At 52.4% G+C, this 12,676-nt stretch carries 12 protein-coding genes; 3 read left to right on the top strand and 9 right to left on the bottom strand.

Going from position 1 to position 12,676, the window contains the following annotated elements; translation table 11 throughout:
* Positions 1 to 115 precede the first annotated feature (115 nt).
* From recC to rppH, 9 genes are all read right to left on the bottom strand, one after another.
* Entirely contained in the window at positions 116 to 3,484 is a 3,369-nt protein-coding gene (recC, locus tag OGV74_RS07045; RefSeq protein WP_086504515.1) for an exodeoxyribonuclease V subunit gamma, read from the bottom strand.
* A gap of 12 nt (positions 3,485 to 3,496) precedes the next feature.
* Positions 3,497 to 3,820: a prepilin-type N-terminal cleavage/methylation domain-containing protein gene (locus OGV74_RS07050; RefSeq protein WP_086504516.1), complete on the bottom strand. Its 324-nt coding sequence runs from the start codon at positions 3,818 to 3,820 to the stop codon at positions 3,497 to 3,499.
* Positions 3,805 to 4,212: a DUF2509 family protein gene (locus OGV74_RS07055; RefSeq protein ID WP_086504517.1), complete on the bottom strand. Its 408-nt coding sequence runs from the start codon at positions 4,210 to 4,212 to the stop codon at positions 3,805 to 3,807. The genes OGV74_RS07050 and OGV74_RS07055 overlap by 16 nt, the downstream gene beginning before the upstream one ends.
* Positions 4,209 to 4,772, bottom strand: a complete 564-nt coding sequence (locus OGV74_RS07060; protein ID WP_048218533.1) for a prepilin peptidase-dependent protein — start codon at positions 4,770 to 4,772, stop codon at positions 4,209 to 4,211. The genes OGV74_RS07055 and OGV74_RS07060 overlap by 4 nt, the downstream gene beginning before the upstream one ends.
* On the bottom strand, positions 4,763 to 5,233 hold the full coding sequence (locus OGV74_RS07065) for a prepilin peptidase-dependent protein (RefSeq protein ID WP_086504518.1): 471 nt from the start codon (positions 5,231 to 5,233) through the stop codon (positions 4,763 to 4,765). The genes OGV74_RS07060 and OGV74_RS07065 overlap by 10 nt, the downstream gene beginning before the upstream one ends.
* A 183-nt stretch (positions 5,234 to 5,416) precedes the next feature.
* A complete protein-coding gene (gene thyA / locus OGV74_RS07070) occupies positions 5,417 to 6,211 on the bottom strand; it encodes a thymidylate synthase (RefSeq protein WP_003033990.1) in 795 nt (264 codons plus the stop codon).
* 6 nt (positions 6,212 to 6,217) lie between these two features.
* Entirely contained in the window at positions 6,218 to 7,093 is an 876-nt protein-coding gene (gene lgt / locus OGV74_RS07075) for a prolipoprotein diacylglyceryl transferase (RefSeq protein WP_003846461.1), read from the bottom strand.
* Between the two features lie 188 nt (positions 7,094 to 7,281).
* Complete coding sequence (gene ptsP, locus OGV74_RS07080; RefSeq protein ID WP_003033984.1) at positions 7,282 to 9,528, bottom strand: phosphoenolpyruvate--protein phosphotransferase; 2,247 nt, start codon at positions 9,526 to 9,528, stop codon at positions 7,282 to 7,284.
* A 12-nt stretch (positions 9,529 to 9,540) separates the two neighbouring features.
* Positions 9,541 to 10,071 carry an RNA pyrophosphohydrolase gene (rppH, locus tag OGV74_RS07085; RefSeq protein ID WP_003033982.1) on the bottom strand — a complete coding sequence of 177 codons (531 nt, stop codon included), beginning with the start codon at positions 10,069 to 10,071 and terminating at the stop codon, positions 9,541 to 9,543.
* A 684-nt stretch (positions 10,072 to 10,755) separates the two neighbouring features.
* Here rppH and mutH point away from each other — a divergent pair.
* The 3 genes from mutH to ygdR all read left to right on the top strand — a co-directional run bounded on the left by mutH (position 10,756) and on the right by ygdR (position 12,603).
* Positions 10,756 to 11,451 carry a DNA mismatch repair endonuclease MutH gene (gene mutH, locus OGV74_RS07090; protein ID WP_003033965.1) on the top strand — a complete coding sequence of 232 codons (696 nt, stop codon included), beginning with the start codon at positions 10,756 to 10,758 and terminating at the stop codon, positions 11,449 to 11,451.
* Between the two features lie 75 nt (positions 11,452 to 11,526).
* A complete protein-coding gene (locus OGV74_RS07095; RefSeq protein ID WP_003033961.1) occupies positions 11,527 to 12,240 on the top strand; it encodes a TerC family protein in 714 nt (237 codons plus the stop codon).
* 144 nt (positions 12,241 to 12,384) lie between these two features.
* Positions 12,385 to 12,603 (top strand): lipoprotein YgdR, encoded by a 219-nt coding sequence (gene ygdR / locus OGV74_RS07100; protein WP_000758660.1) that lies wholly within the window; start codon positions 12,385 to 12,387, stop codon positions 12,601 to 12,603.
* Positions 12,604 to 12,676 lie beyond the last annotated feature (73 nt).

Here is a 12,676-nt window from a genome sequence, read left to right on the forward strand (position 1 = left end):
AACAGGGCAAGACTATGTGCTGAACGAGCCAGCATCTTCTCTTTGTAAGAATCAGTCCGTGACAGAATGCGCATCATAGTGGAAGCCACCAAATTGCGCAATTTTTATACAGCCATCATGACTGATTGAAGCGAAAAATCGGTAACAGGTAGCGTTGAGACTGTAAAACAATAGTCTCCAGCGTATCAGCATCCAGTTGACGCCAAAGACGCTGATACCAGATATCATCACCTTCGCCACGTACTATCATGTTGCCTTCATAGGCTTGCAGAAACTTACTGCGCGCTTTTTGCAACGTTGCATCGTCATCTAACATGGCATCATTTGCGGCGTCATAACAGGTTTTTATCCATGCACCGCCACTTTCGGGCAATACCAGCAATGGTGACGACATGCCTTCCCGATACCCCTCAATGAGTTGCGACAGATACAGCAACGCCTGTTCTGCATCCAGCGGCGGAAAACGCCATTCCCCGTCTTTACGCAGGAATAATCGGCTCTCTCCCGTACCGCCACTCGCACAATAGACAAGATGTTCCAGCCAAAGTTGCACGCCCTGCGCAATGCTGATCAAAGATGGGCGCCAGCGCAACAAACCGTCCTCTTGAACCTGCGGCAACCAACCGGTGATTTGTACGCCGTTACAGTTAAGATCGATTTCCATGCTCTGACAGGGCTGACGACTGGCGATAATACGCTCAGCCAGCGACTGCATCTCCTGACGCTGCGTATCCCACAGAATTTCGCCAAACGGCCCATAGGGTAGCGTGCCCGCCGCACGAAAACGACGAAACAGTCGTTCAGCGTCGTTCTCTTCAACCAGTGTATTAAGCAATTGCTGATTAAGCTGATAGCGGGTTAATCCTTCAAGGGTGAAAGGCTCCGTGTCCGGGATCTCACTCTCTTCAGAGCGGAAGTTGACCCTCAGACGCATCTGGAAAAAGGCCCGCACCGGGTGAGCCCAAAATCGCTGCAGCGTTTCCAGAGTCAGTGTTTCTGGCATTTCAAAAGGAAGAGGCTGCACAAAATCCGTGTGCGCTTTTCCTGACAGACTCGCCGCAGGCAGCCATTCCCGGGCATAGCTTTGCTGTTCGCCCGGCAAATAGTTTTGTGCATCAAAGGGCATACGGGTATGCAAACGGGTAATGTGCGCTTTTACCCTTGCCTCGCTTTGATCGCAGGTCAACAATTCGTCACCCGGCAGATAATGGCTTTGCCCGATGTAGTCCATCAGTTCTTGCACCAGCACCGACGGAAAGCGCTCGCTGTTATCCTGGATAGAGCGGCCAATGTAGCTGATGTAGAGCGTCTGCTGTGCTGAAATCAATGCTTCGAGGAACAGATAGCGGTCATCATCACGACGGCTGCGATCGCCCCGCATCGGTTTTTGACTCATTAAATCAAAGCCCAGCGGCGCAAGCTGGCGTGGATAAACCCCATCGTTCATACCCAGCAGGCACACCACTTTGAACGGAATGGAGCGCATCGGCATCAGCGTACAAATGTTAACGGGACCCGCCAGGAAGCGCTGGCTGATGCGTTCCTGATCAAGGCGCTGGGCCAGCTCATCACGCAACAGAGAGAGCGGTATAGCATCGCCGTACTCGGCCCCTAAACCTTCGGTGATAATAGCCTGCCACTGCTGTTCAATCAGCGTCATCGCCGCTTCGGTATCCGCGTCCGGCAGGAAGAAATCATTGAGCATTTCCCGACAAACAGGTAGCCACTCTTCCAGCGGTCGTTCCTGCGCTAACCCTCTACGCCAGAGATTAAGCTGCATCAGCAACGAGGCCAGATGCCCTACCAGCTCGGCAATCAAACCGCTGGACTCATCGTAAGGCAATACCGATTGCCACTCGCCCTGCGCACTTTCCATCGCGTAGCCGAGCAGCATACGCGTTAAACCAAATTGCCAGGTATGCTGACCAGTAGGCGGAAGTTCCAGTTCACGCACGTTATCGTCGTCAATTCCCCAACGAATCCCGGATTCATTGACCCATAAGCGAAGATAGCGCAACCCTTCTTCATCAATGTTGAAACGCGCCGCCAGCACGGGGACATCCAGTAACGCCAGAACATCCTCTGAGACAAAACGGCTATCCGGTAGAGACAGCAGACTAATAAAAGCCTGTAAGACGGGATGAGACTGACGTGCCCGACGGTCGGAAATCGCATAAGGTAAGTAACGCTCGGCTGGTGCACTGCCAAAGACCGACTGAATGAATGGGCTGTAGCTGTCGATGTCCGCCACCATCACGATAATATCGCGCGGCGTCAGTGTTGGGTCCGCTTCCAGCATGGCCAACAGCCGGTCATGCAGAATTTCCACCTCGCGCTGTGGGCTATGGCAGACATGGAAAGTCACGCTGGTATCGTTCAGATCAAGCCGGCGTTTATTGTCACTACGGGAATATTCTTTCAGCGTGACGCCCGCCACGGCATGACTTTCGAGTTCCAGAATATCCGATTGAATATTATGCAAAAGGTTGTCAGGCGTAATGTCGACAAACGCATCCAGTTCCTGACTATTTTCCAGCTCCGAAAGCAAATAAATGTAATCACGCCCCAGCTTGCCCCACGAGGCCAGCATCGGGTTGCCCACATCCTGTTCGCCATCGCTGTTAAATAATCCTTCGGCTTTCTGGTTATCACGAAACAGCGGCAGGTGCCGTTCTTCAAAGCTGTGCCGACGCTGACGCGCCATCAGCTTCGCCAGCCAGGCAGGATCTTTAATATCTCCCCAGTAGTAGCGACAAGGGTTGGTAAACAGCAGATGAATATCGATGTGCTTACCCAGAGCCTGCAATGCCTGCAAATAAACCGGCGGCAGCGCCGAAATGCCGCAAATAAAGACGCGAGAAGGCAGTCCCTGCGGGCACTCGGACGCGTTTTCCAACGTCTGAATAAATCGTTGGTATAAATTGGCACGATGCCAACGCGGCTGGCCCAACTCCGCGGTGTATTCCACCAGCGCTTTCCACAACGGTGCCTGCCAGGCCTGAGACTCGCCGAGTCCCTCAACCAGTCGCCCCTCTTCCCACTGGGTCAACCAGTCAGGGCGGTAGACTAAATACTGGTCGAAAAGGTCAGCCGCGCGCGAGGAAAGCTGAAAAAGCTTACGTTTATCGGTGTCGTCCGTCAGATAGTGGCGCAGCAATGCAAAGTCATCGCCATCCAGTAATTGCGGCAACAGCGTCATCAACTTCCAGCTCATGCTCTGTTTGCTGAACGCGCTCTCTTTCGGGATATCCGGCAGCACGCGCACAAACATATCCCAGATAAAACTCGCGGGCAGCGGAAAATCGATATTGGCGGCAATACTAAACTTCTGTGCAAGAGTCATTTGTAACCACTGCGCCATACCGGTACTTTGAACCAGGATCATCTCAGGCTCAAAGGGGTCGTCCAGCCGCTCGCGCTCAACGATAAACTCCATTAACGCTTCCAGCACATCCAGACGGTTGGAGTGGTAGACCCTTAACATAGCGACTCCTGACTACTGACGATTCGGGCAATGCAGACGCGTCATCTGACCCTGCCTGCCGAGGGGTGAAGAAATTATGACGTTGATGCTGACACATCCCGCTCTCGTTGTCTGCATTCGGTTAACCTGCCAGTTCACAGGCGATGAAAACTGGTACTGCTGGCTTTGCTGCCAGGCGTGACGCCAGAGTTGTTGATACTGGTTTCTGATAATAAAGCTGTTCATTAGCACCCGCTGGTATCCTGACAACGCGGTCACAATCATGATCATCAGTACCATTGCCAGCATAACTTCCGGCAGACTAAAGCCACGCTGACTGTTCAGGGGATCTGGCATAACGTCTGCTCCTTAAGCGGACAAAAATCGCTCCAGCCATGCGCCGAGAATTCTATGTTGCCATCAATAACCGCCCCCTGACGCCATAAAAATACTCCTTCATAGTGGGCGATTAGCAGCACGAAATTATTGGTAAGCAGGCGCAGGCAAACCGCGGCATTCTGCGTGGGATCGCGCCGACACTGTACGACGGGTTGTAAGCGCCAGGGTTGTATACGCCCCCATTCCATCGCGGATTGCACTACCGCCTGACGCTGCAGCGCCTGACTTTGTATGACCACACGCGCAGCAAAACTAGCCTCCTGTCTGATAACGCCTTGCAGCAGCAGACTACCGAGCACCAGTAGCAACAGGACCATTGCCAGAGAGGATACGCCTCGCTCACGGTTCACAGGTTAAATCCCGTAACGCTGTAGACCGCTTCAACAACTTTTTGTGGTTCGTCATTGCTCACTCCACGCAAACGCAGCGTAAGAAGCGGGGAATATCCGCTAAAATTCAGCCGTTCAACCTGGAATGCCTCAATCTGGATGGTAGTCTGATCGGTCATTTTCTCCCATCCTTTTCCAGTGCAGCCGGTGGCTCCACGCAGGGTTTCCAATACCTTGTCCTGTAAACGAAACCCGATAGAATCAGCCTCTTTCGCGGAACTGCTCTCCCAAACGCCGTTGCCGTTGGCATCCCAGCGTGCAATGACACAATCCCCCTTAGCCGATATCACCAGTCCCTCTCCGACACAGTTTCCCCGGCAATACCCCGCCCGTTGAAGATGCTTCGCAACGGTGTAGGCCCGCTGCCATATTTCATCTTCCAGCGCTAACTGGCGCGTGTTACGCAGAATCTCTCGCTGTAGCGCCGGTAAAAATCGTGCCGAGCTAAGTAATAAAATACTGCTAATCGCCATGGCAATGAGCACCTCCAGCAGTGAAAATCCCCGTTCGTTTACTGACATAATCTGGCCTCATCGCGCTCACAAAGCCTGATTCGCCCCCAGCCAGACACCACCACGCGCCATTCCCCTGCCGCATTTTTCAGGCGTATATGTCCGGCCCATGCCGTATTGCGCAGTCCAAAAAAAGCCAGTGAAGGCGTGATATCTGCCATTTCGACATCAGCCCAGAGTGGCGCAAATATCAACGGTGAAACAGGCTGACACGAAGCTTGTGATGTCGCTGAGCTTGCCAGACACCATGTCCCCCCTTCGCGGAGTACGTTGATGACGTGATCACGATTGCGCCAGTTAGCATCTTCACGCAGTTGCAGCAGGTAGTCCCGCACCTGGCAGGCGGTCTGCCACAGCCGCTGTTGTTGCTGCCAGCGCTGCCAACCATACAGCCCAGATGCACCAAGCGCCACGACGATCAGCATCGCAATCAGGGTTTCGAGAAGCGTGTAACCTTGTTGTTTTTTCATGCCGCCAGTATGGCGTGAGGAAAATGAATAACGAGCGGGAAATTCGGTTTCTACGGCGAGCTACGGGAAATATTTGTCGCGTTGCAGACCGTTGCACTATTTCAGGAATGTTCGCCGAAGAACGTGATTTTAGACAAAAAAAACCGACGCGCACGGGCGTCGGTTGTGTCAGCATGAAGCTGGTTAGATAGCCACCGGCGCTTTAATACCCGGGTGCGGATCGTAGCCTTCAATTTCAAAGTCTTCGAAGCGATAGTCAAAGATAGATTCAGGCTTACGTTTAATAACCAGTTTCGGCAACGCGCGAGGTTCACGGCTAAGCTGCAGATGCGTTTGATCCATATGATTGCTGTACAGGTGCGTGTCGCCACCGGTCCAGACAAAATCACCCACTTCCAGATCACACTGCTGCGCCATCATGTGTACCAGCAAAGCGTAGCTGGCAATGTTAAACGGCAGGCCGAGGAACACATCGCACGAACGCTGATACAGCTGACAGGAGAGCTTGCCATCCGCGACGTAAAACTGGAAGAACGCATGGCACGGTGCCAGCGCCATTTTATCCAGCTCACCGACGTTCCATGCAGAAACGATAATGCGGCGAGAGTCCGGGTCATTTTTAAGCTGGTTTAACACGGTGGTGATCTGGTCAATATGGCGACCATCTGGCGTAGGCCACGCGCGCCACTGTTTACCATAAACCGGGCCTAAATTACCGTTTTCATCCGCCCATTCGTCCCAGATTGAGACGTTGTTTTCATGCAGGTAGGCAACGTTAGTGTCGCCCTGCAAAAACCACAGCAGCTCATGAATGATCGAGCGTAAATGGCAGCGTTTCGTCGTAACCAGCGGGAACCCTTCCTGCAGATTAAAACGCATCTGATGACCAAAAATGGAAAGCGTTCCGGTTCCGGTACGGTCGTTTTTCTGTGTGCCTTCATCCAGCACTTTTTGCATCAGTTCTAAATACTGTTTCATGGTTCCTCAGGAAACGTGTTGCTGTGGGCTGCGGCGGTACGCCCAAACCATCATAATAATGCCTGCGACAATCATCGGGATAGAGAGGATCTGCCCCATGCTGATGTACTGTACCCAGGTGCCAGTAAACTGCGCATCCGGCTGGCGGAAGAATTCAACGATAATACGAAACGCGCCATAACCAATCAGGAACAGACCGGATACCGAGCCCATTGGACGCGGCTTACGAATGTACAGGTTGAGAATGATAAACAGCACAACACCCTCGAGCGCCATCTCATAAAGCTGTGAGGCGTGGCGCGGCAGCGAGCCGTAGGTATCAAAAATAGACTGCCATTGCGGGTTAGTTTGCAGTAGTAAAATATCTTCGGTACGAGAGCCCGGGAACAGCATGGCGTACTTGAAGTTCGGGTCAACGCGTCCCCACAGCTCACCATTGATAAAGTTACCCAGACGCCCTGCACCCAGACCAAACGGAATCAGCGGGGCAATGAAATCAGAAACCTGGAAGAACGAACGTTTGGTGCGTTTGGCGAAGATAATCATCACCAGGATCACACCGATAAGTCCACCGTGGAAGGACATACCGCCGTCCCAGACGCGGAACAGATACAGGGGATTATCGAGGAATAACTCGAAGTTATAGAACAGTACGTAACCAATACGCCCACCGAGGAAAACCCCGAGGAAGCCCGCATACAGTAAGTTTTCTACTTCATTTTTGGTCCAGCCACTGCCCGGGCGATTCGCGCGGCGCGTCGCCAGCCACATCGCAAAAATAAACCCCACCAAATACATTAAGCCGTACCAGTGAAGCGCGACGGGTCCGATTGAGAAAATGACCGGATCGAAATCCGGAAAATGCAGATAGCTACTGGTCATCTGTCACCACAAGTTCTTGTTATTTCGCTGAAGTCAGACAGCAATTGATAAGCGCGCCTGCATAATGCAGGCGCTCCAAAGGTGCGAATGATAGCACAAGGGGTTAGAAGCGGATGCCGGGAAGATGTAAAAGATCTGTATAAGTAATCTTTACCCCGTAATGCCTGATGACGCTACGCTTATCAGGCCTACAATCCTCCGCGAATCAATCCCCCCATGCCGCGGCGCTCCATAAAGGCCGCTACCTGATGGCGTACCTCAGCCGCCATCTGCGCTTCCAGGCTGCGCTGCGCCAGCGTTTGCGCCTCATCAAAATCGATATGACGCAGCAGATATTTTACGCGAGCGACAGAACGACCGTTCATCGACAAATGACGGAAACCCAGGCCGATCAGAATAGCCACGCACATCGGGTCGCCCGCCATTTCACCACACAGGCGTAAATCGATACCGCTTCTTTCGGCTTCCTGCGCAATCATCGCCAGCGCACGTAACATCCCCGGATGCAGACTGTCATAAATGCTAGCTACCCGTGTGTTGTTACGATCGACGGCCAGTATGTACTGGGTAAGATCGTTGGTTCCGACTGAGATAAAGTCAATCCGGTTTGTCAGATGCGGCAGCATGAACACCATCGACGGAACTTCCAGCATGATGCCAATGCGCGGTTTCGGGATCTCGTAACCGATCATCTCCTCCACTTCGCGTCCGGCGCGTTCAATCAAACGTCGCGCTTCGTCCACTTCATCAATGCTGGTTACCATCGGCAGCAAAATGCTGAGGTTGCCGGTTGCCGCGTTGGCACGCAGCATGGCGCGAACCTGGATCAAAAAGATCTCTGGCTGATCGAGCGTTATGCGGATCCCTCGCCAGCCAAGGCACGGGTTCTCTTCACTGATCGGCATGTAGGGCAGCTGTTTATCGGCACCGACATCCAGCGTACGTAGGGTCACCGGCTTGTCGTTAAACATTTGCAGCATGCCCTGATACTGCGCAACCTGTTCTTCTTCCGAAGGAAAACCGCTTTGCAGCATGAACGGGATTTCGGTGCGATACAGGCCAATACCGTCGATCCTGCTACCCAGCTTTTCTTCATGTTCCGGGCTGAGACCCGCATTGAGCATCACCTTCACGCGCTCGCCGCTTTTCAACTGTGCTGGCTGGTTGACGTCGTCTTCCGCCAGGCGGCTCAGCTCAATTTCTTCACTGATAAGACGCTGGTATTCCTGAATCAATACCGGTTCCGGATCGACCAGCAGTTCACCGCGATAACCGTCCACCACCAGCGTGCGACGATGCAGCACCGACGGCTGGATATCGGCCCCCATAACGGTAGGGATACCCAGCGCACGAACCATAATTGCCGCATGAGAGTTGGCTGCGCCGTCCCGGACAACCACGCCGACTAACCGGTCCTGAGGAAGCTCCGCCAGCGTGGTCGCCGAAAGTTCATCCGCCACCAGTACGAAGCGTTCCGGCCAGGCATTCGGCCCCTGGATAGAGTCGTCGAGGTGGAACAGCAGACGCTGGCCGAGCGCGCGTAAATCTCCGGCCCGCTCTTTGAGGTAGTTATCGCTCAGCGCGGCAAATTGTTCGGCAAACTTTTCAATGATCGTTTTAACCGCCCACTCGGCCACTGAACCGTTATCCACTTCCGCAAACAGCTCGCGGCGCAGACGGGTATCGGAAAGCAAGTGCGAGTAAAGATCAAAGATCGCCGCCGTTTCTTTCTGCGCCCCAGCGGTAAAACGCTTGCTGTAGCGGCGGAATTCGTTCGCCGCCTCTTCCAACGCACCGGTCAGTCGCTCGCGCTCAAGCACCGGATCCAGCGTTGAAGCCTGATAGACCTGCTCCATCAGCGGCAGCGTCGCATCCTGCCAGCCTTCAGCTATTGCCACGCCGGGGGCGGCAGGCAATGCACGGATGCGCGTTTGCCGGTATTGACCGAACAGCGCGTTTAGTTGCGACTGCGAAAGTATGGCCGCCATTTGCGTGGCGAGCGTGACGAGGAAAGACTCTTCACTTTCATCGTACTGACGCAGTTCACGCTGCTGCACCACCAGCACACCTAAAAGCTGGCGACGCTGAATGATCGGTACGCCTAAGAATGCACGAAAACGCTCTTCTTTTACCGAAGGTATGTATTTAAAGCTGGGATGTTTTTGCGCATCGGCGAGGTTGATAGGTTCCGCCAGCCTGCCAACCAGGCCAACGATACCTTCATCAAACGCGAGTGCGACAGTGCGACCACGTGGTTTTTTCAGTCCCCGGGTCGCCATGAGGTAATAACAACGTCGATCGTGATCGGCCAGATAAACCGAACAGACCTCTGTATCCATCGCAAGACAGATGTCGGTAACCAGTATATTGAGCGCTTCATTCAGACGCGGAGCACTGGCCACCTTTTCGACTATTTCGCGCAGGCGGGTGAGCATAATTTGCGTAGCTTAACCTCTTTTACGTCTGTACGCAGGTGTGCTTTGCGGCTTAGGAGTGCTCTCCTGAAGCGCCATGACAACACTTGCGAATTCTTTCATCACCCTGCGATAGACATCGCGTTTAAATGACACCACCTGTCGAACCGGATACCAGTAACTCACCCAGCGCCAGCCGTCGAACTCAGGTGTACTGCTGGTTTGCATATTGATTTCAGCATCGCTGCTGACCAATTGCAGAAGAAACCACTTTTGTTTCTGGCCGATACAAACCGGCTTCGTGTCCCAACGCACCAAACGTTTCGGTAACTTGTAACGCAACCAGTTACGAGTAGAAGCAAGGATCCGTACATCTTTACGACTGAGACCCACTTCTTCAAAGAGTTCCCGGTACATCGCCTGCTCTGCTGTCTCTCCTGCGTTGATCCCACCTTGTGGAAATTGCCAGGAGTGCTGACCAAATCGCCGGGCCCACATGACCTGCCCCTGGCGGTTACAAATTACTATCCCTACATTCGGGCGGTAGCCATCGTCATCAATCACCGGACTACCTCAACATAAACCTTATATACAAACGATTGTTTCACACTCCTGAGGGGCGGTAAACCACTCTGTTAAGGGTGCGATATTCTAATAACAATTGAATAACTCACAGTTAAAGGCCGAGTTATAAACAGAAGAAGGGCAAGCAAGGCGATTTTATTCACCTTTTCTGTGGATATAGTTGTGAAGAAGTACGGAATTACTATGGGAAAACCCAGAACAGTCCGAATAAGACATTCGTCACAGAGTAAAAATAGTCTTATACATTCATAAAGTTAAAACTGATCCACGCAGATAAACACACAGAAATGTGATGTACATCACTCATACGATCTTCACGCTGATGAAAGATCGACCAGCGTCGGTTTTATCCACAGATTATGCCAATAAGTTAGGCACAATTTGTGTGAAAATTCGATTTTCGTCGCACGTCAAGGCTGTAAATTGAAACAGTAGTGGGGGTTTTTCACAGTTATCCCATCTTTCTGTGGATAACATGGTGTAAGATCCTGTTCATTGTCAGTGACCAGAATTGGAAAACCCGCTTCGCTGTTGCGCAACTCTGCAAACGTGAATCTAAAAACCAATATAAATCATATAATTGAATAAAGCATGTGGAAAAAGATAAACTCTGTCCACACGGTATAAAATCATTGCTTATTTTTTCACCTAAGGGTTAACCCGATGCCAGAACTCCGTCCGTTGCTTTCTCCCCCTGAATCTGAAGCCCAGTTGCTGAGCCAGGCACGACAGCTTTCGGGCTACGCGTTAGGAGAATTAGCGGCAATGGCGGGAATCGTTACGCCGAAGGATCTTAAGCGCGATAAAGGCTGGATTGGCGTGCTACTGGAAATCTGGCTCGGTGCCAGCGCGGGCAGTAAACCAGAGCAGGATTTTGCGGCGCTGGGCGTGGAGCTGAAAACGATCCCTGTGGACAGTCTTGGCAGACCGCTGGAAACCACCTTTGTGTGCGTGGCACCGTTAACCGGCAATACCGGCGTCACCTGGGAAACCAGCCATGTACGGCACAAACTCAAACGCGTTCTGTGGATCCCGGTAGAAGGCGAACGCAGCATCCCGCTGGCTGAGCGCCGCGTCGGCTCTCCCTTGCTGTGGAGCCCGAATGAAGAAGAGGACCGGCAATTGCGTCTGGACTGGGAAGAATTAATGGACATGATTGTGTTAGGTCATGTCGAACGCATCACCGCTCGCCATGGGGAAGTACTGCAACTGCGTCCTAAAGCCGCCAACGCCCGCGCGCTTACCGAGGCCATTGGCGCCAACGGCGAGCCCATCCTGACCCTGCCACGCGGCTTTTACCTGAAAAAGAACTTCACCCGCGCATTGCTTGAGCGACATTTCTTGTTCCAGGCGCAATAGGCACCGCCCGGCCTTTCACCCGCCGCGTTACGGGCCTATAATTACCGCTTCTTTTTTTTGGCAGGACTTTGTTCGATGTTATTTGCATGGATAACCGATCCTAACGCCTGGCTTGCGCTCGGTACGCTGACGCTGCTGGAGATCGTTCTTGGGATCGACAATATTATTTTCCTTTCTCTGGTTGTAGCCAAACTCCCGACAGCGCAACGCAATCATGCCCGACGTATTGGGCTGGCGGCGGCGATGATCATGCGTCTGGCTCTGCTGGCTTCTATCGCTTGGGTAACGCGACTGACAAACCCGCTATTCGAGTTGTTTGGCGAGGCAATATCAGCACGTGACCTGATCCTTCTGCTGGGGGGATTGTTCCTGATCTGGAAAGCCAGCAAGGAGATCCACGAATCCATTGAAGGTGAGGAAGAGGGGTTAAAAACCCGCGTATCTTCTTTCCTGGGCGCGATTGTGCAGATCATGTTGTTAGACATTATCTTCAGTCTGGATTCCGTGATTACTGCGGTTGGTTTGTCCGATCATCTGTTTATCATGATGGCGGCAGTAGTGATTGCCGTAGGCGTGATGATGTTTGCTGCTCGCCCAATTGGTGAGTTTGTCGATCGCCACCCTTCAGTAAAAATGCTGGCGCTCTCGTTCCTGATTCTGGTCGGTTTTACGCTGATTCTGGAAAGTTTCGACGTCCACGTTCCGAAAGGATATATCTATTTCGCCATGTTCTTCTCTATCGCGGTAGAGACCCTGAACCTGTGGCGTAATAAAAAAAATCCGCTCTGATGAAATCCATCGCTCCCTGCAAGGGGAGCGAATGCCCACCACACCTACCCCTTCTCACAGTTTAAGATTTTACTGCTTTCACCCTGCACAACTTCGCGTTATTACTAAACTATTGTCAGACGCAGGCCATGTGAGGATAAGCAGATGAAAAAATGGGCAGTTTTGATTTCCGCCGTAGGACTGGCTTTTGCCGTTTCCGGATGCAGCAGCGATTATGTAATGGCGACAAAAGATGGTCGAATGATCCTGACCGATGGAAAACCAGAAATTGACGATGATACCGGTCTGGTGAGCTATCACGACCAGCAGGGCAATGCGATGCAGATTAACCGCGATGATGTGTCCCAAATCATTGAACGCTGATGGTTGAGGTCAGCAGCGCGCTGGCCTTAACAATTTTACTTCCCTTTTTCGCTTCCCTCAGCCATTTTTATAA

The organism is Citrobacter sp. Cf116, from assembly GCF_030336505.1.
GTDB classification, from domain to species: Bacteria; Pseudomonadota; Gammaproteobacteria; order Enterobacterales; family Enterobacteriaceae; genus Citrobacter; species Citrobacter freundii.

Coding starts and splice junctions, on each gene's coding strand:
- recC (WP_086504515.1), bottom strand. CDS start 3,484: ATGTTAAGGGTCTACCACTCCAACCGTCTGGATGTGCTGGAAGCGTTA.
- OGV74_RS07050 (WP_086504516.1), bottom strand. CDS start 3,820: ATGCCAGATCCCCTGAACAGTCAGCGTGGCTTTAGTCTGCCGGAAGTT.
- OGV74_RS07060 (WP_048218533.1), bottom strand. CDS start 4,772: ATGTCAGTAAACGAACGGGGATTTTCACTGCTGGAGGTGCTCATTGCC.
- OGV74_RS07065 (WP_086504518.1), bottom strand. CDS start 5,233: ATGAAAAAACAACAAGGTTACACGCTTCTCGAAACCCTGATTGCGATG.
- thyA (WP_003033990.1), bottom strand. CDS start 6,211: ATGAAACAGTATTTAGAACTGATGCAAAAAGTGCTGGATGAAGGCACA.
- lgt (WP_003846461.1), bottom strand. CDS start 7,093: ATGACCAGTAGCTATCTGCATTTTCCGGATTTCGATCCGGTCATTTTC.
- ptsP (WP_003033984.1), bottom strand. CDS start 9,528: ATGCTCACCCGCCTGCGCGAAATAGTCGAAAAGGTGGCCAGTGCTCCG.
- mutH (WP_003033965.1), top strand. CDS start 10,756: ATGCCAGAACTCCGTCCGTTGCTTTCTCCCCCTGAATCTGAAGCCCAG.
- OGV74_RS07095 (WP_003033961.1), top strand. CDS start 11,527: ATGTTATTTGCATGGATAACCGATCCTAACGCCTGGCTTGCGCTCGGT.
- ygdR (WP_000758660.1), top strand. CDS start 12,385: ATGAAAAAATGGGCAGTTTTGATTTCCGCCGTAGGACTGGCTTTTGCC.